Below are 25,633 nucleotides of genomic sequence, written 5' to 3'. Positions count from 1 at the left end.
ATGACCACAAGCCAAAGCGCGCTCGAGCCTGGCCTCGGGCGCCAGCCCTCTGCGGCGCCCGCATCGCACGCGACCGCAGCCGCAGCCGCAGCCGCAGCCGCATCCAGCCACGCCGGCCCGATCTGGGCCACCGGCATCCTCGCCGCGCTGGCGTGGGCCGCGTTTGGTGCGCTGACATGGCAATGGCCCAACCAGGCCGTGGGCTTCAGCGACTGGGCCTATACCGCGGAACTGGGCATCGCCGCGCTGGCCGGCGCGGTCTTGCTGGCCGTGGTGGCGCTGGCCGGCCAGCGGGCCCGGACCGCGCAACGCCCACTGGCGGCGTTGCGCACCGCCGGGCCGTGGCTGGTGGCGCTGCCCGTCGCGCTGTCGGCCTGGGAAATCCTGACCGCCAAGACCGCGATCCTGCCCACGCCCTTCTTCGCGCCGCCGCAAGCGCTGATCGAGGTGTACGCGGACGACTGGCCGCGGCTGGGCGAGAGTGCGCTGAACACGCTGAAACTGCTGGGGCTGGGCGTCGCGTACGGCGGACTCGCGGGCTTCCTGGTGGGCGTGTCGATCGGCTGGTCGCGCCGCATCGGCTACTGGGTGCATCCGGTGCTGCGCGTGCTGGGGCCGCTGCCCTCGACCGCGCTGCTGCCGCTGACCTTCTACTTCTTCCCGTCGAGCTATTCCGCCGCGGTGTTCCTGATCGCGCTGGCCACGGCGTTCCCGGTCGCGGTGCTGACGTGGTCGGGCGTGGCCGGCGTCAACAAGAGCTATTACGACGTCGCGCGCACGCTGGGCGCCTCGGGCTGGTTCCTGGTGCTGCGCGTGGCGATCCCGGCGGCGCTGCCGCAGGTGTTCGTCGGCCTGTTCATGGGGCTCGGCGCTTCGTTCTCGGTCCTGGTCACCGCGGAAATGATGGGCGTGAAGTCGGGCCTGGGCTGGTACCTGACCTGGGCCCAGGGCTGGGCCTCGTACGTGAACATGTATGCGGCGCTGATCGTGATGGCGTTGCTGTTCTCGGGCGTGATCACGCTGCTGTTCGCCGCGCGCGACCGGGTGTTGTCGTGGCAAAAGGGGACGGTGAAATGGTGAGCGTGGTGGAGCGGTTGAAGGCATCGGGGTCTTTTCCGCGCTTGAAGAAGGCTCCCCTCTCCCACAAGCGGGAGAGGGGAGTTAACGCAGCGGCAGGTGAGGACTCGACAGCACGAACTGGCGCCCGTATCGATATCCGGCAGGTCAGCCACTGGTTGGGCCATGGCAACGAGCGGCTGCAGGTCCTTGACGATGTCAGCCTCGACGTCGCGCCGGGGGAATTCGTCGCCCTGCTCGGCCCCAGCGGCTGCGGCAAGTCCACGCTGCTGCGGCTGGTCGCGGGCCTGGAGCAGCCCACGTCGGGAGACATCCTGCAGGACGGCGTGCCGATTACCGAGCCGGACCCGTCGCGCATCGTGGTGTTCCAGGATCCCACGCTGTACCCGTGGCGCCGTGTCTGGGACAACGTCGCGCTCGGGCTGCAGGCGCAGGGCATCCTCGCGCAGCAGCGCCATCGCGTCGACGACGCCTTGCGCCGGGTCGGGCTGGAATCGTTCGCGCGCGCTTTCCCGCACCAGCTGTCCGGCGGCATGGCGCAGCGCGTGGCACTGGCGCGCGCGCTGGTCAACGATCCGCGGCTGCTGGTGCTGGACGAGCCGCTGGGCAAGCTCGATTCACTGACGCGGCTGGCAATGCAGAGCGACCTGGTCGAGCTGTGGCAGCGCTCGCGCTTCTCGGCGCTGCTGGTCACGCACGACGTGGAAGAGGCGCTGTTCCTGGCGCAGCGCGTCATCGTGTTCAGCCAGCGCCCCGCGCGCATCGCGGCCGAGATCCGCGTCGACCTTCCCTATCCCCGACATCGCGGCGATCCGCGCCTGACCGCGTTGCGCCATGAGGCGCTGCGCCACCTGGGACTCGACGCCAGCTGGTAATGCAACGCATGGCGCCGACCTTCCGCGCGCGGGCCGGCCAATGAGCGGCCCGCCGCCGCAGGCATGGCTGAATGCGCTGCTGGTGCTGGTCGAGGCGCTGCAGCGCGGCCTGCTCTGGCTCTGGCATGCGCTGGGCCTGACCGCCGACAGCCACGGCCAGCCCGCCTGGCCATGGGCGCGGCGCATCGCCGGCGAGACCCTGCTGATCGACCTCGGCCTTGCCCGCCAGGTCGGCCTGACCCTGTGCGCCGTGGCCGTCGCCGTGCTGGCCATGGCGCTGGCGCTCACCTGGCGTCGCCGCCGCGGCGTGCTGGTGGCGGCCGGCGCGCTGGCGCTGGCAGCGGCTCCGTGGCCCAGCGCAGCGCTGCTGCTGGTGCCAGCCGCGCCCACCAGCTTCCACGCCAGCCCGGCACGGTTTTCCGTCGACACCATCGCCCTCGGCGCGCGCGTCTATGCACAGCATTGCGCCGCCTGCCACGGCACCGACGGGCGCGGCGAAGGACCGCTCGCCGCCAGCCTGGCGGTGTGGCCGCCCACGCTGGCCGGTCCGCTGCTGGCACGGCGCGCCGACGGCGAGCTGTTCTGGCACGTGCTGGCCGGCATGCGCGACCGCCACGGACAGCCCACCATGCCCGCCTTCCGTGACCGGCTTGGCGACGGCGAGGCCTGGGCCGTGATCGACTACATGAAGGCGCTCTCGGCCGGCAGCGGCAGCGCGGGCAACTGGCCCGTGCCACTGCAACTGCCGGAGATGGCGGTCCGTTGCCCCGGCGCCGCGCCGGTGGCCCTGTCCGCATGGCGCGGCGGGCAGCGCGTGCGGCTGGTGGCGGTTGACGGCACCACCGCGCTGCCGTTCGACGATCCTCGCTTCCTGACCGTGCTGCTCACGCCCGACGGCCGCCCGCCGGCGCAGGTGGCACGCTTCCGGGCCGGCTGCACCGCGGCCTCGGCGCAGGCCTGGCAGGCCGTCGCGGCGATCTCCGGCCTGGCGCCCACGGACCTGGCCGGCACGCAACTGCTGGCCGACCGCGCCGGCTGGCTGCGAGCCCGCGGCATCCCCGGCCGGGCCTGGTCCGACGCCGACCTGGTCTGCGTCTCCGGCCCGGCGGCCGCCGCTCCACGCCCCCCCTCCGCCGGCGCCGACGGCCTGACAACGCTGTTGCTGCGCATGGACGCCGAGCCGGTGCGCTTCGTCAAGGGCGGCCTCATTCACTGAGCAGCCGTCACCGGGCCGCACCGTTCGCGTGCGGTCCATCTGATTGACCTTCCCGCTTTTTTTCTACAACCACCGCTGGGCCTCGTTGCGCCGACCGATGGCTGCCTGGGCGTCGACTGCCGCATTCCAGCCCCAATAAATGCCGAATGAGGCACCAGGCCCAACGCTTCGTCTCGATTTTTTGTTATTTTCATTCCGTAAATCAAAACTTTCTATTGACCAACGGAAGTCTTCCGCCTACATTTCCCCCAACAAGCAATTTTCCGGAACGCCATGTTCCACTTTATAACACCTTCATCAGGAGACAACGCCATGCGCGACCTCGAAACCACCTCGAATCCCGCCGTTTCCGGTGGCTCGGCCGCCGCGAAGGACGGCCAGGTGCCGGCCGGCCCGCAGACCATGACCCCGTCCGAAGCCTTCGTCGAAACGCTGGCCGCCAACGGCGTGACCGACATGTTCGGCATCATGGGCTCGGCCTTCATGGACGCGATGGACATCTTCGCGCCGGCAGGCATCCGCCTGATCCCGGTGGTGCACGAGCAAGGCGCCGGCCACATGGCCGACGGCTACGCCCGCGTGTCGGGCCGCCACGGCGTGGTGATCGGCCAGAACGGTCCCGGCATCTCCAACTGCGTGACCTCGATCGCCGCCGCCTACTGGGCCCACAGCCCGGTGGTGATCGTCACCCCGGAAGCCGGCACCATGGGTATCGGCCTGGGCGGCTTCCAGGAGGCCAACCAGCTGCCGATGTTCCAGGAGTTCACCAAGTACCAGGGCCACGTCACCAACCCGGCGCGCATGGCCGAGTTCACCGCGCGCTGCTTCGACCGCGCCAAGGCCGAGATGGGCCCGACCCAGCTGAACATCCCGCGCGACCACTTCTACGGCAAGATCACCGCCGAGATCCCGAAGCCGCAGAACCTTGACCGAGGCCCCGGCGGCGAGCAGAGCCTGAACGAAGCGGCCGAGTTGCTGGCCAACGCCAAGTTCCCGGTGATCATCTCGGGTGGCGGCGTGGTGATGGCCGATGCCATCGAGGAATGCAAGGCGCTGGCCGAGCGCCTCGGCGCACCGGTGGTCAACAGCTACCTGCACAACGATTCGTTCCCCGCCAGCCACCCGCTGTGGTGCGGCCCGCTGGGCTACCAGGGCTCGAAGGCGGCGATGAAGCTGATCTCGCGCGCCGACGTGGTGGTGGCGCTGGGCTCGCGCCTGGGACCGTTCGGCACCCTGCCGCAGCACGGCATGGACTACTGGCCCAAGACCGCCAAGATCATCCAGATCGATGCCGACCACAAGATGCTGGGCCTGGTGAAGAAGATCTCGGTCGGCATCTGCGGCGACGCCAAGGCCGCCGCGATCGCGCTGACCCAGCGCCTGGCCGGGCGCACGCTCGCCTGCGATGCGACCCGCGACGGCCGTGCCACCGAAATCGCCAACGAGAAGGCAGCGTGGGAGAAGGAGCTGGACGACTGGACCCACGAGCGCGACCCGTACTCGCTCGACATGATCGAAGAGCAGAAGAACGAGCGCACGCCCACCGGCGGCCACTACCTGCATCCGCGCCAGGTGCTGCGCGAGCTGGAAAAGGCCATGCCGGAAGATGTCATGGTGTCCACCGATATCGGCAACATCAACTCGGTCGCCAACAGCTACCTGCGCTTCGAGAAGCCGCGCAGCTTCTTCGCGGCGATGAGCTGGGGCAACTGCGGCTACGCCTTCCCCACCATCATCGGCGCCAAGGTCGCGGCGCCGCATCGCCCGGCCGTGTCGTACGCCGGTGACGGCGCCTGGGGCATGAGCCTGATGGAAACCATGACCTGCGTGCGCCACAACATCCCGGTGACCGCGGTGGTGTTCCACAACCGCCAGTGGGGCGCGGAGAAGAAGAACCAGGTGGACTTCTACAACCGCCGCTTCGTCGCGGGCGAGCTCGACAACCAGAGCTTCGCCGAGATCGCCAAGGCGATGGGCGCGGAAGGCATCGTGGTGGACCGCCTGGAAGACGTGGGCCCGGCACTGAAGCGCGCCATCGACCTGCAGATGAACCACGGCAAGACCACCATCATCGAGATCATGTGCACCCGCGAACTGGGCGACCCGTTCCGCCGCGATGCGCTGGCCAAGCCGGTGCGTTACCTGGACAAGTACAAGGATTACGTCTGATCAAAGTCGGACCCTGTCGATATCGATTGGGTGCTCCCTCTCCCGCATGCGGGAGAGGGCCGGGGTGAGGGTGGGCGCAACCACGAAGTGAAGCGCCTCGCATAGCCACCGCCTGCCCTCACCCCCTGCCCCTCTCCCGCGAGCGGGAGAGGGGAGCAAACCACCAGCATGACAAGGGCTCCGGCCCTTTTTTCAGTTTCACCGAGCCAACCACCATGAAACCCATCCTCCGCATCATCGACCGCGCCCGCGCCGCGCCCCGCCGCATCGTGCTGTGCGAGGCCGACGACCCGCGCGTCCTGCAGGCCGCGCAGCGCGCCACGCAGGAAGGCATCGCGCGCATCGTGCTGGTTGGCGAGCCGCGCCAGATCAACGCCGCCGCGGCCATCCACGGCATCGCGCTCGACGCCATGACGCTGGTCGATCCCGCCACCTCGGCGCTGACGCCCTCCTTCGCCCAGCAGCTCTTCGCGCTGCGCCAGAAAAAAGGCATGACGCTCGACGACGCAAAGCGCGCCGTGCTGGACCCGCTGTGCTTTGCCAACCTGATGGTGCGCCTCGGCCATGCCGACGGCTCGGTCGCGGGCGCCGCCCACACCACCGCCGACGTCGTGCGCAACGCGATCCAGCTGATCGGGCTGGCGCCGGGCTTCCGGCTGGTGTCGAGCTTCTTCCTGATGATGCTGTGCGAGCCCTTCCACACCCTCAAGGGCGGTCTGATCTTCTCCGACTGCGGACTGGTGGTCGACCCGGATGCCGAGGCCCTGGCCGATATCGCCATGGCCGCCGCCGACAGCGCGCGCGCCCTGCTGAATGACGAGCCGCGCGTGGCGATGCTGTCGTTCTCGACCAGCGGCAGCGCACACCATGCCGCCGTGGACAAGGTCGTGGCCGCCACCGAACGCGTGCGCGCGCAGCGCCCCGGCCTGGCCATCGACGGCGACGTGCAGCTCGATGCCGCCATCGTCGCCGAGATCGCCGCGCGCAAGGTCGCGCATTCGCAGGTGAACGGCCACGCCAACGTGCTGGTGTTCCCCAGCCTGGAGGCCGGCAATATCGGCTACAAGCTGGCCGAGCGCGTCGGCGGCGCCAAGGCCATCGGCCCGATGCTGCAGGGACTGAACAAGCCGGCCAATGACCTCTCGCGCGGCTGCAGCGCCGACGACGTCTTCCATGTGATCGCCGTCACCGTGGTCCAGGCGCAAGCCAGCGCGGAAACAGCCACCAAGGGCGAGCAGGCAGCATGAAGGCAGAACTGTTGTTGCCGCTGCTGGGCCTGCAGGCCCTGCTCGGTGCCGGCACCTATTTCCAGACGGTGACCGGCTTTGGCCTCGGCATGATCGTGATGGGCGCCACCAGCGGCCTGGGCCTGGCCCCGGTAGCCACCGTGGCCGCCGTGGTCAGCCTGGTGACGCTGGCCAACAGCGCCTGCGCGCTGCCCGGCAAGTTCCAGCATATCGACTGGCGCGCCGTGGGCGCGGCGGCGATCGGCATCCTGCCTTCGGTGCTGGTCGGCGTGCTGGTGCTGGAATACCTGAGCAGTACCGCCGCCACCCTGCTGCAGCTGCTGCTTGGTGCGGTGATCCTGTATGGCGGCCTGAGCGCCGCCTTCAAGCCCGAGCCGCTGCCGCAACGTTCCGGCGACGGCAGCTTCTTCATGAGCGGCGTTTTCGGCGGCTTGCTGAGCGGCATGTTCGGCGTCTCGGGGCCGCCGCTGATCTTCCAGTTCTACCGACAGCCGATGAAGCCGGTGGAAATCCGCTGCGCGCTGATCCTGGTGTTTACCGTGACCTCGTCCGTGCGCACGCTGTTCTCGGCCTGGCAGGGGCAACTGGACGCCGCGATCTGTCTGCAGGCCGCGATCGGGGTGCCGGTGGTAGTGCTTGCCACGCTGCTCGGGCGGCGCTTTCCGCCGCCCTTATCGCCGACCACGACGCGGCGGGTCGCGTTTGGGGTGCTGATCGGGATCGGGGTGAGTTTGATGCTGCCGGCGATATCGGCGTGGGTGCGCTGAGGTGCCGGCAGCGTCCTCCCTTCGCTCTCAGGCCACCGTCCCCGCCGGCCGCCCCAGCGGCGCCGCGTCTTCCTTGTCGCCGCTGCCGCCGGCCTGCTCCAGGTCCATGCCGGTGGTTTCGGGCAACAGTGCCGCGGCCACCACCACCATCGCATAGCCGACGCCCGCGACGATCGCGATCGCGGTCGGCAGCGAGGTGTGGCCCGAGCTGAGCCACCCCACCGACAGCGGGAACAGCGAGCCGATCACGCGGCCGGCGTTGTACGAGACGCCGTACCCCGTCGCGCGGATATCGTTGGGATAGGATTCGGCGATGGTTGCGCCGATGCCGGCGAACACACCCTGCATCAGCACGCCCAGCGGGAAGCCGAGGAACAGCATGGATGTATTGGACACCGGGATCACCATGTAGACCAGCGCGGCGATGAACGCCCCCGCCGCGAAGACGATGTACGTAAGCCGCCGGCCCCAGCGGTCGGTGGCATAGGCGCCCGCCACGTAGCCGGCCAGTGAGCCGATGATGGTGACCGTCAGGTAGGAACTGGTGCCGAACACCGACAGGCCGCGCTCGGTCTTGAGAAAGGTGGGCAGCCACGTGGCAATGGCGTAGTACGCCCCCAGCATGCCGCCGGACAGCAGGCTGCACAGCAGCGTCTTGGCCAGCAGCGGCCCGCGGAACAGCCGGCCCAGCCCGGCCAGCGCCGAGCCGTGGTGGCCGGCGGCGCGGCTCTTCAGGAAGATCTCGGGCTCCTCCAGGTTGCGGCGCAGGTAGATCACCACCAGCGCCGGCAGGATGCCGAGGAAGAAGCAGACGCGCCATGCCGTCTCCGCCGGCAGCACGCTGAACGTGATGGCATATACGATCGCCGCCGCGCCCCAGCCAAAGGAGTAGCTGCTCGCGGTGAAACCCGAGTATTTGCCGCGGTGTGCCGGGTTGCGGATCATCTCGGTCACCAGCACCATGCACAGCGACGACTCGCCGCCGAACCCCAGTCCCTGAATCATGCGGAATACCATCAGCTGCTCCGGCGACTGCGCCAGCCCGCACAGGAAGCACGCGCCCGCGAACACGATAATGGTCCAGCGCAGCACGCGCACGCGGCCGTAGCGATCGGCCAGGATGCCGGCTCCGATGGCCCCGACCAGCGATGACACCAGCGTCCAGGTGACGATCGCCCCCGCCGTCGATTTGCTCATGCCCCACTGCCCCAGCAGCGTGGAAATGAGGAAGGAATAAATCATGAAGTCGAACACGTCGACGGCATGCCCCAGGAACGCGCCATAGAATCCCTTGCGCTCCATGCGCGACAAATCACGGAACCAATCGAACATGATCCCCTCCCCAGTGGTGTGTGATGTGTTTGTGGTCGGTTGTAATCAGGTGTGGTGCGCCGCCGGCAAGGCGGTCGGCCGCGGCGGCCGGTAGGCATAGCCTGCTTCCTCCAGCAGGCAGGCAAAACGCAAGGCGGTGAGATCCCGGTAGCGGCCGGCGACGATCTGCACGCCCACCGGCAGGCCGCCGGCACCGGGGCCGATCGGCGCCACGGCGGACGGCAGGCCGCACAGACCCGAGTGGCCGGCCCAGAACAACTGCGTGGTCATCGGCTGCGGGGCCCCGTTGACGCTAAGCGTGCGCTGCCACGGCTCGCCGGCCTCGTCGAGCGCAAACGCCGTGGTGGCGGCGGCCGGGCACAGCAGCACGTCGTAGCGGGTGAAGAAGCTGCGCCATGCAGCGGCAAAGCGTTCGCGCGCCACCTGCAGGCGCAGCCAGTCGCGGTGGTGCAGCGTCGCGCCGGTGTACTGCAGGGTCGCGTAGTCGCGGTCGCCAACGGTGGCGGTGGCGCTGCGGGCCAGCGCATCGGCGAAGGCCGTGTCATCCATGTGCACCGAGGTGGTGGCGCGCAGCAGCGTCACGTAGGCATGCCACAACTCGCCGGCGTCGAAGTCCGGCCGTTCATGCCAGCCGACGTGGGCACCTTGCTCCGCCAGCCAGTGGCCCAGCTGCCCGATCTGCGTGGCGACCTCGCCGTCCGCTTCGGCCTGCGCATGGGTGGGCAACACGGCGATGCGGAAGTCGGCGAGCCGGCGGTGCGGGCATTGCGGCCACTGCAGGCGGTATGGCAGCGCGTCGTCACCGTCCGGGCCCGCGATCACGCGCAATACCGGTTCCAGGTCGCGCGCGCTGCGCGCCAGCGGGCCGGCGACATTGATGTCCTGCTCGCCGAAGCGCGCGGCACCGGTGCCGTGGCCGGCTAGCGGCACCAGCCCGTGGCTGGGCTTGAGCGAGAAAATGCCGCAGTAGTGCGCCGGATTGCGCAGCGACGAACCGATGTCGGAACCTACGTCGAAGAACGACAGGCCGGCGCACACCGCCGCGGCGCTGCCGCCGGACGAGCCGCCCGGCGTGCGCGCCGGATCGTGCGGGTTGCGCGTGGTGCCGTAGATCGCGTTGTAGCTCTGCCAGTCACGCAGGCCAAGCGGGACATTGGTCTTGCCAAGCAAGATCGCGCCGGCATCGCGCAGCCGCTGTACCACCACCGCGTCGCGCCCGGCCACGTGCCCACGCAGGGCCGGATTGCCGCAGGTGGTCGGCCAGCCGGCGACATCGAACGACTCCTTGACCGAGAACGGCACGCCGTCGAGCACGCCGCGTGCCTGGCCGGCACGGCGGCGCCGGTCGCTGTCGCGCGCGGCCGCGCGCGCCGCGTCGAAATCCGACAGCACCATCGCATTGATGATGCCGTGCCATTGCCTCTGCGCCGCCTCGCACGCGTCCACCAATTGCTCCGACGACACCGTGCCGTCGGCAAGCCGCTGCGCCACCTCCCATAGCGGCGGAAATCCGCCAGTCGTCCAGTCGGGCAGGTTCACATCGGCTCCTTGTCGTTATCCGCGCCGTTCGGCGCGGTGGGGGCGTATGAGGGGCTCACGCGTACTTCGGCTGCGTTGGTATACTATATTCCGTATCGCGCGCAGTGCAAGGACAATGCGCGCGGGCACCCGCGAGCGGTGTGCGCAAGTTTTGGATGACAGGAGAGGATGGCCCGCAGAACGCGTGCCAAGGAGGAAGGCCGGAACAGCCAGAACGCGCAGCGGAGCTCCGCCGCGCGTCAGTCAGCAAGGATCAGCAATGCCCGCGGCGCGGGGCGCGGCCGCCCAGCGCGCGGAAGAAGCGGCCGATATCGCGCAGCCGCAGCGGCACCAGAGGGGTGGCATGGCGCACCGCATCGCGGGCGGCAAAGTGGCCGAGCAACTGCTGGCCGACGGGTTGCGAAAGGTAGCGTTGTTCGGAGGACTGCATGGCAAATCTCGTGACCTTGAATGACTACAGTATACACTCAATTGGTGCAGTGCGTCATATCAGGGCACATCATGCCCTGCTCAAGGGCATCCATGCATGCGGAGCCGGGATGGGCCACGCTTCGGTACCACGACGGGACAACCAGGAGAAGGCAGCCGGAGCGTTCAGGCTGCCTGCGCCGCGCTGCCCTGCCCTTCCACCGGCAGGTCAGCCGCCTTGGCGGCGCTGTAGACATGGCGCGCGGCCAGCAGGGCCGCCAAATCGGCGTCGCCGGCGATGACCGCCTGCAGGATCTGCGCGTGCTCGTCCCAGTTCTGGCGCGCGCGCACCACGTTGGCCGGGCCGAACAGCACCGCGGTGCGCTCGCGCAGCGAACGCATCATTTCCTGCAGCACGCTGTTGGCGGCGATGGTGCCGAGCACTTCGTGGAAGCGCGTATTGAGCGCCAGCAGTTCATCCGCGCGGCCCTGCGCCGCGGCCTCCATGCCCTGCCGCAATACGGTTTCCAGCTCCGCCACCAGCGCCGGGTCGCGCCGCTGCGCGGCGAGCTTGGCGTTGAGGCCCTCCAGCGTGGCGCGCACTTCGACCATCTCGCGCGCAATCACCGGCGACAGGCTGGCCACGGTCGCGCCGCGGCGCGGCTCGATCACCACCAGCCCTTCGCTGGCGAGCGCGCGCAGTGCCTCGCGCACCGGGATGCGCGATACGCCGAGTTCCGCCGAGAGCTTGTTCTCCACCAGTCGTTCGCCCGGAGCGTATTTGCCGTTCAGGATGCCTTCGCGCAGCTTGTCGGTAACAAGGGCGAACAGCGGCGAGTGGCTGGCACCGAGGCTCAGCGGCTCGGCGGGCGCGGCAGGAGGCGGAGTGAGGGACATGGGTCGGCAGAGGCGTAAGCGGAAAGGCTGGCGTCATTGTATACCAGCCATTTATGCATACCGCCATGTCTTAACAAGGGTGCTGGAACGTGAAGCTGTCGGCGTAGAGGTGGTCGGGACTGGCGCCATGCGCAATAAAGGCGGCACGCGCGTCACGAATCATGTCGGGCGAACCGCACAGGTAGATCGCATGATCGCTGAGGTCGCCCAGGTCGGCCAGCGCCGCGTCATGCACATAACCGCGCCGGCCCTGCCAGTCCGCGCCGGCGCGCGACAACACCGGCGCGTAACGGAACTCGTAGAGCCGTTCGCCCCAGGCCGGGATCTCGCCGTGCAGGTACAGGTCCTGCGCCTGCCGCATGCCCCAGTACAACGACACCGGCGGGCAGTCGGGATCGTCCATCAGCGATTCCAGGATTGCCTTGATCGGCGCCAGGCCGGTGCCCGTGGCCACCATCAGCAGCGGCCGGTAGTCGCTCTCGCGGTAGAAGAAGGTGCCCAGCGGCAACTCGACCTCGATCGCATCGCCGGCGCGCATGCGCGGCAGGATGCCATCGGTAAAGGCGCCGCCGCGAATGCGCCGCACGTGCAGGTCGATGCGCCCGTCGCGCGGCACCGAAGCCATCGAGAAGCTGCGCGCGAGCCCGTCAGCGCTCAACAGCTTCAAATACTGGCCGGGCCGGTAGTCCAGCGCACCCGCGCCGGGCACCTCCAGCTCGACGTGCATGACGTCGGCCGACAACGCGCGCAGTGCCCGCACCACCGCGCGATGCCGCGCCGGTTCGGCCCAGGCCTCGTCGTCGCGCGCCGTGCTGATGACCAGGTCGGCCTGCGGCTGCGCCTGGCACGCCAGCGCGTAACCGGCAGCGGCTTCGTCGGGGGCCAGGCCGAACGGTTCCTCGTCGTAGCGCACCTGTCCGTCGAGCAGCCGGATGCGGCAGGTGCCGCAGCCGCCCAGCTGGCAGTCGTGGCGCAAGGCAACGCCGGCGCGCTGCGCGGCCTGCAACAGCGTCTCGCCGCGCTCGACAAAGAAGACCTGCTCCGTTTCGGCGATCTGGATGCGGTACGACATGGAACCTCCCGGCAAGCGTGCTTACTTCTTGATGTCGGCCTGCACCAGCACCTTCAGGTCCTGCGGTGCCAGCAGTTCGGCCAGCGCCTGCAGCGCGGCCAGGCCGGCCTGCGTGTCCTGCTCGCCATTGCCGCCGGACAGGCCGATGCCGCCGATCACTTCGTCGTCAACCACGATCGGGAAGCCGCCCACAAAAGCGGCGAACTTGCCCTCGAAGCTCCACTGGATGCCAAAGGCCTCGTTGCCCGGCAGCGCCGGACCGTTCGGCGGCGTAGTGAACAGGTGCGTCGAGCGCTTGTGGCCCGCGGCGGTGAACGCCTTGTTCCACGCAATCTGGGGCCCGGTGATGCGGGCGCCGTCCATGCGCTCGAGCGCGAGCGGATAACCGCCCTCGTCGACCACGCAGATCGACTCCAGCACGCCGATCTCTTCCGAGCGCCGGATCGCGGCGGCAACCATGTGGCGCGCTTCGCGCAACTCCAGCTTGATGGCTTTCTTCATGTTGTGACTCCTTGCGGCGGCCGGGCTCAGGCGCCGCGGTAGACCGTCTTGACCTGCGTGTAGAACTCCAGCCCGGTGCGGCCCGACTCGCGGAAGGTCGAGGTGCTCGACCGCTTGACCCCGCCGAACGGCGCATTGACCAGGTTGCCGGTGGTGGTGCGGTTGATCTTGACCGTGCCCGCCTCGATGTCGTTGGCGAAGTGGTGGATGTAGCGCGGGTCGCTGGTGACAATGGCCGCGGCCAGGCCGTACTCGGTATCGTTGGCCTTGGCGATGGCGTCGGCGTAGCCGGTGAAGCCGATGATGGCGATCACCGGGCCGAAGATCTCCTCGCGCGCGATCCGCATCTGCTGCGTCACGTCGGTGAATACCGTCGGCGCGACGTAGTAGCCCTGGTCGAACTCCCCGCCGGTCAGGCGCATGCCGCCACAGCGCAGCGTCGCCTCGGACTTGCCGATGTCGATGTAGCGCAGCACGGTTTCCAGTTGCTTTTGCGAGGCCAGCGGCCCCAGATCCATGCCCGGCGTCATGCCGCTGCCGACCTTGAGCGTTGCGACCTTCGCCAGCAGGCGTTCGGTATAGGCGGCCTTCACGGATTCGTCCACCAGCACGCGGCTGGTGCCGGTGCAGGCCTGCCCCGACAGCGAGAAGCCGCCCTTGATGGTCAGGTCGACGGCGCGGTCCAGGTCGGCGTCTTCCATCACGATCAGCGGATTCTTGCCGCCGAGTTCCATCTGCGTGCGCGTGGTCAGCGGCGCCGCGCGGTGGATCTGCTCGCCGGCGCGCGACGACCCGGTGAACGAGATCGCCCGCACCGCAGGCGCTTCGGTGATGGCTGCGCCGATCTCGGCGGCGCTGCCGGTGATCAAGTTCAGCACGCCCTTGGGCAGCCCGGCCTTGACCAGCGCCTCGGCCAGCCGGTAGCCCGACAGCGGCGCCTCGGACGACGGCTTGAACACCACCGTGTTGCCGGTCACCAGCGCCGGCGCGATCTTGCGCGCGGGGATCGATAGCGGGAAATTCCACGGCGCGATCACCGTCACCACGCCCAGCGGCTCGCGCTGGCTGTAGACGAGCTGGTCGGGATCGTCGTTGGGAAACACCTCGCCGGTGAAGGTCTGCCCTTCCACGGCATAGAAGCGCAGCGTCTGCGCCGAGCGCAGTACCTCGTCGCGCGCCAGCGCCAGCGCCTTGCCTTCCTCGCGGGTCAGCTCGGCGGCGATGCTGTCGGCATTGGCCCCCAGGTGCTCCGCCGCGCGGTTGAGGATGGCGGCGCGCTTGCCGACCGGCGTCTTTTTCCAGCCGGCAAAGGCCGCTGCCGCGGCCGCCACGGCGGCCTGCCCGTCCACCGCGGACGAGGCCTGGAAGCGGCCCACCAGGTCGGCGGTGTCGGCGGGGTTGATGTTGTCGAAGGTCCGGCCCGACTGGCAGGCCGTCCATTCGCCGTCGATATGGTTCAAGAACACAGTCATCGTCGGTCCCGTTGCGTGGCGCTGCTCAGGCCGCCATGTCCAGTTCGGGCAGCGGCAGCTCTTGCTCGACGTAGTCGTGATAGAGCGCGGTGGTATACAGCAGCCGCATCTGCGCGCCGATCTCGCAGATCTTCAGGCAGCGCTGCTGCAGTTCCGGCGTATTGGCGTGCTCCAGCACGATCTGGTAGCCGCGCTCGCCGTGGATCTCGTCCGAGACGATATGCAGGTCGAAGAACTCGACCTCTTCGTCTGTGAACTGGTACTTGTCGCGCAGCGTCGGCGTCTGCTTGCGGTAGATCGACGGGACCTGCGATTCCAGGCCCACCACCAGGCCGGCCACGGCCACGATCGGATCCTCGCGCATCGCCACCGCGTAGCACCAGCTCTGCAGGCCGCGCGTGGTGGGCGACATGTTGTCCGGGTCGAGCACGCGTTCGCGGGTGGTGCCGCAGGCTTCGGCAAAACGGATCAGCAGGTCGGTGTGGCGGTCGCCGCCGATCTCTTCCTCGTACATATTGGCCAGCAGGAAATCCTTGGCCTCGGTGTAGCGGTCCGGCGTGCGCGCATAGATATAGCCAAGGTAATCCGCGAACGGTCCGACGTAGTGGTAGTGGTTTTCGGCCCAGCGCGCGAGATGGGCACGGGTCAGCTTGCCGCTGGCCCAGGCCACGCTGAACGGCGCCTGGTTGGCGCTCTTGCCCTTGATCGCTTGTTCGAGGGCGGCTCGGAATGCTTCGCGGTTCATCAGTTCGGCCATAACGGGACTCCTTGGTGTCGAGGGGACGATGCAGTGGGTCGGAATGCCGGAATCCAGTTCGCTTCGAAGTCGTTCCGGCATATTTGTATACTATATACATTCATTCAGCGACGACAAGGGCTCTGTTGACTCATCACCTCAGTGTTTACCCGCGAGCGTTGGCGCGCGAGGATTCAGCCGGCGCGGCGCTCCGCCTCGCCCGCGATACGCGACCACGCGTATCCCGCCAGCGCGACGTCTTCCAGCCCCACGCCGACCGACTTGTAGATCACGATGTCGTCATCGCGCTGTCGCGGCGACACCTTGCCGGTGACCACGTCGGCCAGTTCGACGATTTTTTCCGGCGGCAGCGCGCCGGGACCGGCCAGCACGATATCGCCGGCCTCGCGGGTCGATTGCGGCCGCCACTCCACCACCACGGCGGCGGCGCGGCGCAGCGCGGTGTCGTCCAGTTCGCGCGTATGGGGCAGGCTGGAGCCGATCGCGGCGACGAAGGCGCCTGGCCGGATCGCCGCCCCCGCAAACAGCGGCGTGGTCGCGCGCGAGGCCGTGACGATGATGTCGGCCTCGGCCACCGCGGCATCGGGCTCGGCCAGCGCAACCGGAATGCCGCACTGCGCCGACAGCCGTTCCGGCATGCCGGCGTCGGCATGCGGATCGGACACCAGGATGCGCTCGAGCCCGAGCGTGGCGCTGAGCTGGCGCGCGTGCTGCGCGCCCTGCGTGCCGGCACCGAACAGGGCCAGCGTGCGCGCGCCGGCGCGGGCCAGCCGCTGCGCCGCCAGCGTGGTGCAGGCGGCAGTGCGCAGCCGCGTGATGGCGCCGGCGTCGAACGAAGCCAGCGGGCGGCCGTCGTCGGTGGAGAAAATCAGGATGACGAAGGAGAACTGGCCGTTGATGGTGGTGTAGATCTTGGCCCCGGCCACGCAGTGCTGTGGAATCACCGCACCCAGCGTCGACAGCTTGACCCCGCCCGCCTCGGTGCGTATCCGCGCCTGCATCGCGGCATCGCCGCGTCCGAAGCTGGAAAAGGCGGACGCCATGACGTCGAGGGCCGCTTCCGGCGTGACATGGGCATCGATCATGGCATCAGTGATGTGCTGCATGGAAACTCCGCTGGTGGGTTAGTTGGCAAAGCGAGAAGGTCCGTGGCGTGTGGGCACGCCGTCTCAGGCAAATGCCGCGCGGCCAAGCACGCCCAGCGCGCCGGCCGCGCACAGGCCCAGCAGCAAGCGGCGCACGGCGTGGGCGGAAACGCGCCCGCGCAGCCGGTTCGACAGCGCAAAGCCGGCCACCAGGAACGGCGCGAGCGCCAGTGCCAGTAAAAGCTGCGGCATGCCGAAGCGCCCGGCCAGCGTCAGCATGGCCAGCGACAGCACGGCGCCGCCCGAGAGGATGGTGCCCATGGTTGCGCGCATCGGCGCGGGCGCCATGTGCTGCATGACCAGCGCGAACGGCGGCGCGCCGGCCGAAGTGATGGTCCCCATGAAGCCGGACAGCGTGCCGGCGATCACCACGTTGCGCGGGCCCGGCAACAAGCGCCAGCCAAGCAGGCTCAGCGCCACCGCGGCCAGGATCGACAGCGAGAACAGCACCGCCAGCGGCCCCGGCGCCAGCCAGGCGATGGTCAGCACCGCTGCCGCGCCGCCGACGGCCCGCCCCACCAGCGCAAAGCCGGCCACAGGCCAGACGATGGCTTGGCGCTCGCGCAGCGCGCCCATCAGCGACAGGCAGCAACCCATCGCCAGCAGCGGTCCCGGCACCAGTTCCGGAAAAAAGATCGCGCCGAGCGGCGCGCACAGCATGGCAAAGCCGATCCCGCCCACGCCTTGCAGGCACGCGCCGACCAGGACGAGCGCCCCCATCCACAGGTAATCCGGAGCGGAAAGGCCTGGAGGCAGAAGCATCAGGAAGGCCGCGGGCATGGCGTCGGTCATAGGCAGGGAACAGCATGGCGGCGGGACGGCTGGCGCGCATCTCTCCGGTTTTTACTGGGCTGCATCGGTATACAGTCTACATATTGCCCCGATCGCCGGCAACGTATGGACGGACGATTCACCATCGTACAGCACTAGGCAGCCCTGAAAAGCCCAATAAATGTGCGGCTCACAGGCACATTGCACGACCCGGAATGCGCGTAAGTCCCGATGAAAAATCGCTTGGCGCGCAACAAGCATGGAATATAGTATACCGCCACGGCCCCACGCAGTCCCATGGAACCGCCCCCAAACCCCTCCGCCCCCAGGGAGTCTTCATGTCACAACAAGTCGTGATCGGTGCCGCGCACTGGATCTATCTGTCAGGGGTAGCAGTCATCGTGCTGACGATGATCCTGCGCGCCAATGTCGTCGTCCCCTCGATCGTAGGTACCGCCCTGGTCGTGTTTGCGCTGACCGGCAGCCCGGTGTCGGCGCTGGCCGGGGTGTTCTCGGCCAGCCTGGTCGCCGCGCGCGAGCTGTTCAACATCTTCCTGGTGATCGCCTTCATGACGGCGCTGCTCAATGCGCTCAAGACGCTGCGCTCGGACATCCGCATGGTCGAGCCCTTCCGCGTGGTGATGAAGAACGGGCATTCCGCGTTCTTTATCCTGGCCGGCATCACCTACGTGATCTCGCTGTTCTTCTGGCCGACGCCGGCGGTGCCGCTGGTATCGGCCATCCTGCTGCCGGCCGCGATCGCAGCGGGGCTGCCGCCGCTGGCGGGGGCCATGGCGATTGCCATCGCCGGACAAGGCATGGCGCTGTCGTCGGACTACGTGATCGGGGTCGCGCCCGGCATCAGCGCCAAGGCCGCCGGCGCGGCGGTCAGCGCCGCGGTGGTGGCCGACCGCGCGCTGGCGCTGTCGCTGATCACCGGCGGCATTGCGCTGTGCCTGGCCTACCTGTCGATGCGCAAGCACATCGTGCCGGCCAGCGGCACGCTGCTCGACCGCTGGCAGGCGCGCGCCGGCGGCAGCGCCGAAGCCATCGACGGCGGCATCACCTTCGACAAGGCCGAGATCGCGAAGGGCACCGCCCACGCCGAACCGCTCGTCACCGACAGCAATATCGAAGCCAGCCTGTCGATGGTCGCACTGCGGCGGGTGAAGTGGTCCAAGTGCTTTGCCATCGTGACGCCGCTGGCCTTCCTCGCGGTGGTCGCCGTGATGGTGCTGCCCAAGCTGGGCGCCGGCGTGCAGGACCTGAAGGGCGGCGAGGCCGCCGCGCTGGTGGGCGGGGTCGCCGTGGTGCTGATGATGCTCGCGACGCTGGCCGCGGAAGGCCCGCGCCGCATGCTGGACGTCTGCCCGGAGCACATCACCGACGGCTTCGTCTTCGCCTTCAAGGCGATGGGCTCGGTGCTGCCGATCGCGGGCTTCTTCTTCGTCGGCGCCGGCGAGACCGCGGCGCACATCCTGGGCCTGCCGCCGGGCAAGGCGCCCAGCCTGCTGTTCGAGCTGATCCAGGCGTACCAGCACCTGATCCCCGACAACCACATGCTGGTCGCCTTCGGCGTGCTGCTGGTCGGCATGATCACCGGCATCGACGGCTCCGGCTTCGCCGGCCTGCCGCTGACCGGCACGCTGGCCGGCGCACTGGGACCGGTGGTCGGCTTCGACCCCGCCACGCTGGCGGCGGTCGGCCAGATGGGCGCGGTCTGGACCGGCGGCGGCACCCTGGTGGCGTGGTCGTCGCTGATCGCGGTGGCCGGCTTTGCCCGCGTGCCGGTGCTCGAAGCGGTGCGCGCGCTGCTGATCCCGGTGCTGATCGGGCTGGCCTGCTCCACCGTGGCGGCTATGGTGCTGTGGTCGTAGGCGGACGCGGCACCGCGACGAATTTCCCTGACCTGTTTCGCGACCTTTGCCCAGACCAACGATGCCAAAAGTCATCCTGCACAAGTTCGGCCAGACCTTTACCGACGAGGTCGGCCCCAACACCAACCTGGTGGTCCGCGCCGGCATCCGGCAGTTCCCCTACCCCAACCTGCGCTACGAATGCGGCATGGGCAAGTGCTCGAAGTGCGCGTGCCGCGTGATCGCCGGCGCCGAGCACCTGCCGCCGCCCAACTGGAAGGAAAAGAAGCAGCTTGGCGAACGGCTCGAACAGGGCTACCGGCTGGCCTGCCAGCTGTGGATCGAGCATGACATCGAACTGGCCCAGGACGATGTGCCGGCCGCGGCCGCGCTGGCCGGGGCAAGCGCGGGGGCCTGACATGTTCGTGCTGCTGACCAGCCGCCCCGGCCAGTTCCGTACCGAGCCCACCGACGGCATGACCGTCGTCGAGGCCTACGACTACGTCTTCTACGGCAAGCCCACCGCCCGCTTCGTCATTGCCGAGCTGGCCGCCGATACCAGGGTCCGCATACAGGAGGAAGCGCCGCCCGGCATCGTCAACCTGGTCTCGACCCGTTTCCTCGACAAGTACGCCACGCTCGAAGCCGCCCGCGACGCTCTGCGCCAGCTGGCCAGCTTCGGCAGCATGGATATCGCCTTAGTAGCCGTGCCGGTTGCCGCGGACGGCCGCTCCTGAAGCCTTACACCTGCCGCCAGGCATCTATCGCCATGATCCAGATCACCTTCCTCACCAACCACGGCAAGACCGTCACGGCACCGGCCAACAGCAACCTGCTGCGCGTGTCGCTGCGCGAACAGGGCGGCATCCCGTTCAAATGCGGCGGCGGCCTGTGCGGCACCTGCAAATGCCGCATCGAGCAAGGCCGCGAGCATACCGATGCGGTCAAGCCGAAGGAGCGGAAGCTGCTGACGGAAGCAGAGCTGGCCGATGGCTTCCGGCTGGCATGCCAGACCTTCATGGCCGGCGATGTCGCGGTCTCGTGGCAGCCGAAGGCGATGGCCGGGCGGCCGCAGCCGGCCGCCGCCAGCGGCGAATAAGCGGGCGCCGCCGCTAGCGCCGCCTGGCCCCTACCAGCCCCGCGACCTCATCAAGCATCGCCATATCCACCGGCTGCGACAGGTCCAGCGCCAGCGTGTGGCGGTAATACGGGCTCAGGTCCAGCCCGACCCCCAGCCCGAGTATTTCCACATCCCGCAGCGCCTCGTGCCGAGCCACCACGGCCTTCAGGTGGTTGTCGAGGTAGCAGGCGTCGTTGGCCTGCCCGGTCGCGGTATCCATCGGGCTGCCGTCGGACACCACCACCAGGATGCGGCGCGCCTTGCCGCTGGCGTGCAGGCGCGCGCAGGCCCACTCCACTGCCTCGCCGTCGACGCCCTCGCGGAACAGGTCGGCCTTCAGCAACGCGGTGATGTCGGTGCGCGCGCGCCGCCAGCTGCGCTGCGCGTCCTTGAACACCATGTGGCAGGTTTCGTTGAGCCGGCCCGGGTGCTGCGGGCGGCCGCGCGCGAGCCAGTCGCTGCGCGCCCGCCCGCCGTTCCACGCGTTGGTGGTAAAGCCCAGCACTTCGGTGGCGACGCCGGCCTGGTCCAGCGCGCGGGTGAGCAGGTCGACCAGCAGGGTCAGCGGCTCGGCCTGCGCCTTCATCGAGCCGGAGCAGTCGACCAGGAAGCCGACCACGCAATCGGCATGGGCCTTGTGCGCTTCCTGGCGAAACAGCCGTCGCTCGGCCGGCGAACTGACCAGTTGCGCCAGGCGGCGGCCGTCGATGCGGCCGCTTTCCTCGCCGAACGACCAGCCGTCCACGCGCGGCTGCGACAGCGCGGCGCGCAGCCGGCGCGCCAGCCGGGCGATGTTGACGCCGGCGCGCGCGATGCGTGCGTCCAGCCGCGTGCGGTACTCGTCCAGCAAGGCACGGCGCACCAGCGTGGCGGCGCGCACTTCGCGGTCGTAGCGGGCGGTGTAGATGCGGTAGCCATCGGTGGCGTCGGCAAGCACGCGGCTATGGCCGCTGTCGGCCAGGGCAAAGTCCTCCGCGGGCGGTTCGTCGAAGTCGAGCCACAGCGCGAAGCCGGCGCGCGCGGCGGAGGCAGCATGCTCATCCTCTTCGCCGGCACCTGGCGCTTCGGTGCGGATCATCTGCGCCACCGCATGCGCCAGCGCCAGCGCGTGCACGGCGTACGCGGCCTGGTCGTGGCGTTGCGCGCGCAGCCCCGCCAGCTGGTTGCCCAGCATCGGCACGATGGCGGCGCGCGTGGCCTCGATCAGGTCTTCTGTTTCTGCCAGCACCGGCGCGCCGGTCAGCCGCGACCAAGCCACCTGCGCCACGGTATAGAGCAGGATGCCGAGGTGGCCGTCGGTCAGGCCGGAACGATGGAAGGCGCGCGACCACGCCAGGAAGCGGTGGCGCAGGTTGGCCTCGACGCCGGCCATGCCGCGCGGCAGGCGGGTCTCGCAGCGCAGCTGCTCGAGCAGCTCGAACACCAGGCGCTCGACCGCATCGGCCGGGCACAGCCGCCGATGCAGGGCGGCGTCGGAATGCGCCTGGCGCAGCGCGGCGCCATCGGCGGCACCACGCAGGCACGCGGCGGTGTCGGTGTCCGGATCGGTGCGCAGGTGCGGCGCATGCTGCGGCACCGGGAGCAGCGCGCGCCACAGCTGGCCGTCGCGGAAATGCAGCGCCGCATCGCCGGTGAGCGCGCGCACCGCCGCGCCGGACAACTCATCCTGCCGCTGGCGCCGGCGCAAGCGCTGGGCCAGCGCCGCCGCATTCATTGCACGGGCTCCGATGCCGCGCTGGCGCCAGCGGCCTCGCCAGGCAGTTGACCGAAGCAGCGCTGGTAGTACTCCGCCACCACCGGACGTTCGGCCTCGTCGCACTTGTTCAGGAAGGTCAGCCGGAACGCAAGCGCGGGGTCGCGGAAGATCTGGCAGTTCTCGGCCCAGCTGATCACGGTGCGCGGCGACATCAGCGCCGACACATCGCCCGCGGCAAAGCCTCGGCGGGTCAGGCCCGCCAGCGCCACCATGGCATCGACCAGCGCGCGGCCGCCGGCGTCGTCCAGCTCGGGCACGCGTGCCAGCACGATGCCCGCCTCTTCGTCGTGCGGCAGGTAGTCCAGCGTCGCCACCACGTTCCAGCGGTCGATCTGCGCGTGGTTGAGCAACTGCGTGCCGTGATAGAGCCCGTTGACGTTGCCCAGCCCCACGGTATTGGACGTGGCAAAGAGACGGAAGGAAGGATGGGGGCGGATCACGCGGTTCTGGTCCAGCAGCGTGAACTTGCCATCGCGCTCCAGGATGCGCTGGATCACGAACATCACGTCGGGCCGGCCCGCGTCGTATTCGTCGAAGATCAGCGCCACCGGACGCTGCAGCGCCCACGGCACGATGCCTTCCTGGAACTCGGTGACCTGGCGGCCGTCGCGTACCACGATGGCATCCTTGCCGACCAGGTCGAGCCGGCTGATGTGGCCGTCCAGGTTGACGCGCACGCAGGGCCAGTTCAGCCGCGCGGCCACCTGCTCGATATGGGTCGACTTGCCGCTGCCGTGCAGGCCCTGCACCATCACGCGCCGGTCGCGCATGAAGCCCGACAGGATCGCCAGCGTCACCTCGGGCTGGAAGCGGTAGGCCGGATCGATCTCCGGCACGTGGTCGTCGCGCTGGCTGAAGGCCGGCACCATCAGGCCGGAATCGATGCCGAACACGCTGCGCACCGGAATCATCCGGTCCGGCTTGCCAAACTGCTCTTGCGTCACCTTGTGCTCCTCGTTGCCTCGCTGCCCCATCGGGGCACGCCATGCCATCGGCACGGCGGCAAGCGGAGCGGTGCCGCGTAACGCCGTGCCTCTATTCGTCCTCTTCCGCGGCGTCCGTGGCCTCGGCGCCGCCCTGCCAGCTGCCCGCGCTGTCGGCCTCGATTGCCGCCAGCGCCGCCGCCGCCCGCTGCAGCGCGGGCAGCAGCTGCACTGCCTTGTCGCGCGACACGCGCATCACCGGGGCCTGCAGCGCCAGCCCCAGGTTGGACTTGCCACCGTCGGCGGCCGGCACCAGCACGCCGATGCAGACCAGCCCCGGCAGGAATTCCTCGTCATCCATCGCGTAGCCGTCGCGCTTCACGCGCTCCAGTTCCGCTTCCAGCTGGCCATGGTCGGTCAGCGTGTTCTGCGTGTAGCGTTCCAGCTCCACATTGGCCAGCAGCCGCTGCCGCTGCGCCGGCGCAAGCTGCGCCAGGAACAGCTTGCCCGTGGCCGAGCAGTGCGCCGGCACGCGCGAACCCGGATGCAGGTAAAAGCGCAGCGGCGCCGCGGTCTCGACGCGATCCAGGTACAGCACCTCGCCGCCGGAGAACGCGGTCAGGTTGCAGCTCTCGCCCACCTCTTCCACCAGCCGGCGCAGCACCATGTGGCGCGCCCCGTGCGAGGTGCTGTTGAGCAACAGGTTCTCCGCCAGCCGGCGCAGCCGCAGGCCGGTGCCGTATTGCCGCCCGTCGCCGTTGCGCTGGATCAGTCCGGCCGCCTCCAGCTGCTGCAGCATGCGATGCAGCGTGGGCTTGGGCAGGCCGGTCTCTTCCACCAGTGCCTGCAGGTTGAAGGACTGGTCCTTCTCCGCGATGACCTCGAGCAGGCCGAACAAGCGCAGCGCCGGCGTATCTCCGTCCGGCCTGGCTTCACTTTTGGCGAGGCGCATATCGTTCATGCCTGGCTCCATCATAGGTAAGTTTCATTTTCAGAGTCAAATCATATCAATTATCGAAACTTCTGGTTGACCTTCCCGCTCGGACGGCCTACATTCCGGTTAAACAATAATTTTTTGGAACTTCTGGTTCCATTTTTTAAGCGAACACCGGAGACAAGTCGACATGTACGGATAGGCCATCCTCTCCCGGGATTGCAAATACTGAACGACCACGGCCCCAGGCTGGCATTTACTGCCCCGCCACCTATACCGAAGAGAAGCCGTGGCGCCTGCCTTAATCGCTGGACTGGCTGCAATGCAGTACCGACAGCAAGCGCAGCACAGGAGACACAACATGATCCAACAATCACCGTCCGGCAACGGACTATCCCACGGCCTCAAGCAACGCCACATGACCATGATCGCGCTCGGCGGCGTGATCGGCGCGGGGCTCTTCGTCGGCAGCGGCGTCGTCATCAAGTCGGCCGGCCCGGCCGCGGTCCTTTCCTTCCTGATCACCGGCCTGCTGGTGGTGCTGGTGATGCGCATGCTGGGCGAGATGGCCTGCGCCATGCCCGGCAGCGGCGGCTTCTACGAGTATGCACGCGAGGCCTGGCGCGATCGCCCCGCGGTGGGCAACCTGGCCGGCTTCCTGACCGGCTGGATGTACTGGTACTTCTGGGTCATCGTGGTGGCGCTGGAAGCGGTGGCGGGCGCGGACCTGGTGCGCTACTGGCTGCCGGACGTGCCCAACTGGATTATCAGCCTGGTGCTGCTGGTGATGCTGACCCTGACCAACCTGGTATCGGTCAAGTCCTTCGGCGAGTTCGAGTTCTGGTTCGCCTCGATCAAGGTGGCGGCAATCATGGTGTTCCTGTTCGTCGCCGGCGTCTACGTGCTGGGCCTGGCCCCTGGGTCGCACGGCATGGAGGTAGCCAACCTGACCGCCAACGGCGGCTTCATGCCCAACGGCATCGTGCCGGTGCTGACCGGCGCGGTGGCGGCCACCGGCTTCTACTTCGGCGCCGAAATCGTCACCATCGCCGCCGCCGAAACCGCCGAGCCGCAGAAGGCCGTGGCCAAGGCCACCAGCTCGGTGATCACGCGCGTGCTGGTGTTCTATGTCGGTTCGATCCTGCTGGTGGTCTGCCTGGTGCCGTGGAACTCCACCAGCATCGCCACCCCTTACGTCAGCGCGCTGAACGTGATGGGCGTGCCGGCGGCCGCGCAGATCATGAACGCGATCGTGCTGACCGCGGTGCTGTCGGCGCTCAACTCGGGCCTGTACGCGTCCTCGCGCATGCTGTTTGCGCTGACCCGTCGCGGCGACGCGCCGCAGTCGCTGGCCCGCGTCAGCCGCAACGGCGTGCCGGTGCGCGCCATCCTGGTGGCGACGCTGTTCGGCTACGGCGCGGTGGTGATGTCCTATGTCTCGCCCGACACGGTGTTCGCCTTCCTGGTGAATTCGTACGGCACGGTGGCGATCTTCGTCTACATCCTGATCGCGATCTCGCAGCTGCGCCTGCGTTCGCGGCTGGAGCGCGAGGCGCCGGACCAGCTGCGCGTGCGCATGTGGTGCTATCCGTACCTCACCTATGTGGCAATCCTGGGCATGCTCGGCATCGTGGTGGCGATGGCCTTCATTCCCGACCAGCGCACGCCCCTGGCGCTGGGCGTGGTGAGCCTTGCGCTGCTGCTGGTGGCCTACTTCGCGCGGCAACTGTTTCGGCGTGGCGTGGAGCCTGTAGTGCCGCTGGCGGAACTGCCGCGCCGCGACCTGCGCAAGTATTGAA

At 68.7% G+C, this 25,633-nt stretch carries 24 protein-coding genes; 11 read left to right on the top strand and 13 right to left on the bottom strand.

Annotated features, from left to right (window positions below; all coding sequences use genetic code 11):
- From U9J39_RS13340 to U9J39_RS13315, 6 genes are all read left to right on the top strand, one after another.
- On the top strand, positions 1 to 1,080 hold the full coding sequence (locus U9J39_RS13340; protein ID WP_116379969.1) for an ABC transporter permease: 1,080 nt from the start codon (positions 1 to 3) through the stop codon (positions 1,078 to 1,080).
- Complete coding sequence (locus U9J39_RS13335) at positions 1,074 to 1,952, top strand: ABC transporter ATP-binding protein (RefSeq protein WP_326347265.1); 879 nt, start codon at positions 1,074 to 1,076, stop codon at positions 1,950 to 1,952. The genes U9J39_RS13340 and U9J39_RS13335 overlap by 7 nt, the downstream gene beginning before the upstream one ends.
- A 40-nt stretch (positions 1,953 to 1,992) precedes the next feature.
- Positions 1,993 to 3,168 carry a c-type cytochrome gene (locus U9J39_RS13330; RefSeq protein WP_326347264.1) on the top strand — a complete coding sequence of 392 codons (1,176 nt, stop codon included), beginning with the start codon at positions 1,993 to 1,995 and terminating at the stop codon, positions 3,166 to 3,168.
- A gap of 402 nt (positions 3,169 to 3,570) precedes the next feature.
- On the top strand, positions 3,571 to 5,337 hold the full coding sequence (gene xsc, locus U9J39_RS13325) for a sulfoacetaldehyde acetyltransferase (protein ID WP_116314808.1): 1,767 nt from the start codon (positions 3,571 to 3,573) through the stop codon (positions 5,335 to 5,337).
- Positions 5,338 to 5,552: 215 nt separating this feature from the next.
- On the top strand, positions 5,553 to 6,584 hold the full coding sequence (pta, locus tag U9J39_RS13320; RefSeq protein ID WP_326347263.1) for a phosphate acetyltransferase: 1,032 nt from the start codon (positions 5,553 to 5,555) through the stop codon (positions 6,582 to 6,584).
- Entirely contained in the window at positions 6,581 to 7,351 is a 771-nt protein-coding gene (locus tag U9J39_RS13315) for a sulfite exporter TauE/SafE family protein (protein WP_326347262.1), read from the top strand. Before pta ends, U9J39_RS13315 begins: the two co-directional genes overlap by 4 nt.
- A 27-nt stretch (positions 7,352 to 7,378) precedes the next feature.
- On the opposite strand, the gene U9J39_RS13310 is transcribed toward U9J39_RS13315, so the two are convergent.
- From U9J39_RS13310 to U9J39_RS13265, 10 genes are all read right to left on the bottom strand, one after another.
- The gene (locus U9J39_RS13310; RefSeq protein WP_115712957.1) at positions 7,379 to 8,683 is read right to left on the bottom strand and encodes an MFS transporter; all 1,305 of its coding nucleotides are present in this window, start codon (positions 8,681 to 8,683) and stop codon (positions 7,379 to 7,381) included.
- A 45-nt stretch (positions 8,684 to 8,728) separates the two neighbouring features.
- Positions 8,729 to 10,222 carry an amidase gene (locus U9J39_RS13305; RefSeq protein ID WP_116314617.1) on the bottom strand — a complete coding sequence of 498 codons (1,494 nt, stop codon included), beginning with the start codon at positions 10,220 to 10,222 and terminating at the stop codon, positions 8,729 to 8,731.
- Positions 10,223 to 10,475: 253 nt separating this feature from the next.
- The gene (locus U9J39_RS13300) at positions 10,476 to 10,652 is read right to left on the bottom strand and encodes a hypothetical protein (RefSeq protein WP_172583656.1); all 177 of its coding nucleotides are present in this window, start codon (positions 10,650 to 10,652) and stop codon (positions 10,476 to 10,478) included.
- Positions 10,653 to 10,816: 164 nt separating this feature from the next.
- Positions 10,817 to 11,527, bottom strand: coding sequence for a GntR family transcriptional regulator (locus tag U9J39_RS13295; protein WP_115712955.1), 711 nt, complete (start codon positions 11,525 to 11,527; stop codon positions 10,817 to 10,819).
- Between the two features lie 70 nt (positions 11,528 to 11,597).
- The gene (locus tag U9J39_RS13290; RefSeq protein ID WP_326347261.1) at positions 11,598 to 12,599 is read right to left on the bottom strand and encodes a 2Fe-2S iron-sulfur cluster-binding protein; all 1,002 of its coding nucleotides are present in this window, start codon (positions 12,597 to 12,599) and stop codon (positions 11,598 to 11,600) included.
- Positions 12,600 to 12,620: 21 nt separating this feature from the next.
- Positions 12,621 to 13,100: a GlcG/HbpS family heme-binding protein gene (locus U9J39_RS13285; RefSeq protein ID WP_115682783.1), complete on the bottom strand. Its 480-nt coding sequence runs from the start codon at positions 13,098 to 13,100 to the stop codon at positions 12,621 to 12,623.
- Positions 13,101 to 13,126: 26 nt separating this feature from the next.
- A complete protein-coding gene (locus U9J39_RS13280; protein ID WP_326347260.1) occupies positions 13,127 to 14,572 on the bottom strand; it encodes an aldehyde dehydrogenase family protein in 1,446 nt (481 codons plus the stop codon).
- Positions 14,573 to 14,597: 25 nt separating this feature from the next.
- Entirely contained in the window at positions 14,598 to 15,329 is a 732-nt protein-coding gene (locus tag U9J39_RS13275; protein ID WP_115682785.1) for a TenA family transcriptional regulator, read from the bottom strand.
- 173 nt (positions 15,330 to 15,502) lie between these two features.
- Positions 15,503 to 16,435, bottom strand: coding sequence for an ornithine cyclodeaminase family protein (locus U9J39_RS13270; RefSeq protein ID WP_326347259.1), 933 nt, complete (start codon positions 16,433 to 16,435; stop codon positions 15,503 to 15,505).
- A 63-nt stretch (positions 16,436 to 16,498) separates the two neighbouring features.
- The gene (locus U9J39_RS13265; RefSeq protein WP_115714217.1) at positions 16,499 to 17,194 is read right to left on the bottom strand and encodes a sulfite exporter TauE/SafE family protein; all 696 of its coding nucleotides are present in this window, start codon (positions 17,192 to 17,194) and stop codon (positions 16,499 to 16,501) included.
- 389 nt (positions 17,195 to 17,583) lie between these two features.
- On the opposite strand from U9J39_RS13265, the gene U9J39_RS13260 reads away from it, so the two are divergent.
- The 4 genes from U9J39_RS13260 to U9J39_RS13245 all read left to right on the top strand — a co-directional run bounded on the left by U9J39_RS13260 (position 17,584) and on the right by U9J39_RS13245 (position 20,200).
- On the top strand, positions 17,584 to 19,122 hold the full coding sequence (locus U9J39_RS13260; RefSeq protein WP_326347258.1) for a hypothetical protein: 1,539 nt from the start codon (positions 17,584 to 17,586) through the stop codon (positions 19,120 to 19,122).
- A 61-nt stretch (positions 19,123 to 19,183) separates the two neighbouring features.
- Entirely contained in the window at positions 19,184 to 19,519 is a 336-nt protein-coding gene (locus tag U9J39_RS13255; RefSeq protein WP_111517151.1) for a 2Fe-2S iron-sulfur cluster-binding protein, read from the top strand.
- Position 19,520: 1 nt separating this feature from the next.
- Positions 19,521 to 19,838 carry a ferredoxin gene (locus tag U9J39_RS13250; RefSeq protein WP_326347257.1) on the top strand — a complete coding sequence of 106 codons (318 nt, stop codon included), beginning with the start codon at positions 19,521 to 19,523 and terminating at the stop codon, positions 19,836 to 19,838.
- Between the two features lie 32 nt (positions 19,839 to 19,870).
- Positions 19,871 to 20,200 carry a 2Fe-2S iron-sulfur cluster-binding protein gene (locus U9J39_RS13245; protein ID WP_115682790.1) on the top strand — a complete coding sequence of 110 codons (330 nt, stop codon included), beginning with the start codon at positions 19,871 to 19,873 and terminating at the stop codon, positions 20,198 to 20,200.
- Positions 20,201 to 20,213: 13 nt separating this feature from the next.
- On the opposite strand, the gene U9J39_RS13240 is transcribed toward U9J39_RS13245, so the two are convergent.
- The 3 genes from U9J39_RS13240 to U9J39_RS13230 form a co-directional block, all read right to left on the bottom strand.
- Positions 20,214 to 21,935: a cobaltochelatase CobT-related protein gene (locus U9J39_RS13240; protein ID WP_326347256.1), complete on the bottom strand. Its 1,722-nt coding sequence runs from the start codon at positions 21,933 to 21,935 to the stop codon at positions 20,214 to 20,216.
- On the bottom strand, positions 21,932 to 22,951 hold the full coding sequence (locus U9J39_RS13235) for an AAA family ATPase (RefSeq protein WP_115712947.1): 1,020 nt from the start codon (positions 22,949 to 22,951) through the stop codon (positions 21,932 to 21,934). The genes U9J39_RS13240 and U9J39_RS13235 overlap by 4 nt, the downstream gene beginning before the upstream one ends.
- 61 nt (positions 22,952 to 23,012) lie before the next feature.
- The gene (locus U9J39_RS13230; RefSeq protein WP_115683709.1) at positions 23,013 to 23,861 is read right to left on the bottom strand and encodes an IclR family transcriptional regulator; all 849 of its coding nucleotides are present in this window, start codon (positions 23,859 to 23,861) and stop codon (positions 23,013 to 23,015) included.
- 334 nt (positions 23,862 to 24,195) lie between these two features.
- Between U9J39_RS13230 and U9J39_RS13225 the strand changes: the two genes are divergently transcribed.
- Positions 24,196 to 25,632, top strand: coding sequence for an amino acid permease (locus U9J39_RS13225; protein WP_116314624.1), 1,437 nt, complete (start codon positions 24,196 to 24,198; stop codon positions 25,630 to 25,632).
- The last annotated feature ends 1 nt before the right edge of the window (position 25,633 follow it).

It is taken from the genome of Cupriavidus sp. SS-3, from assembly GCF_035818815.1.
Lineage (GTDB): Bacteria > Pseudomonadota > Gammaproteobacteria > Burkholderiales > Burkholderiaceae > Cupriavidus > Cupriavidus taiwanensis_C.
The sequence above is the reverse complement of the archived record's forward strand: the minus strand, read 5'-3'. Positions and strand labels throughout refer to the sequence as shown.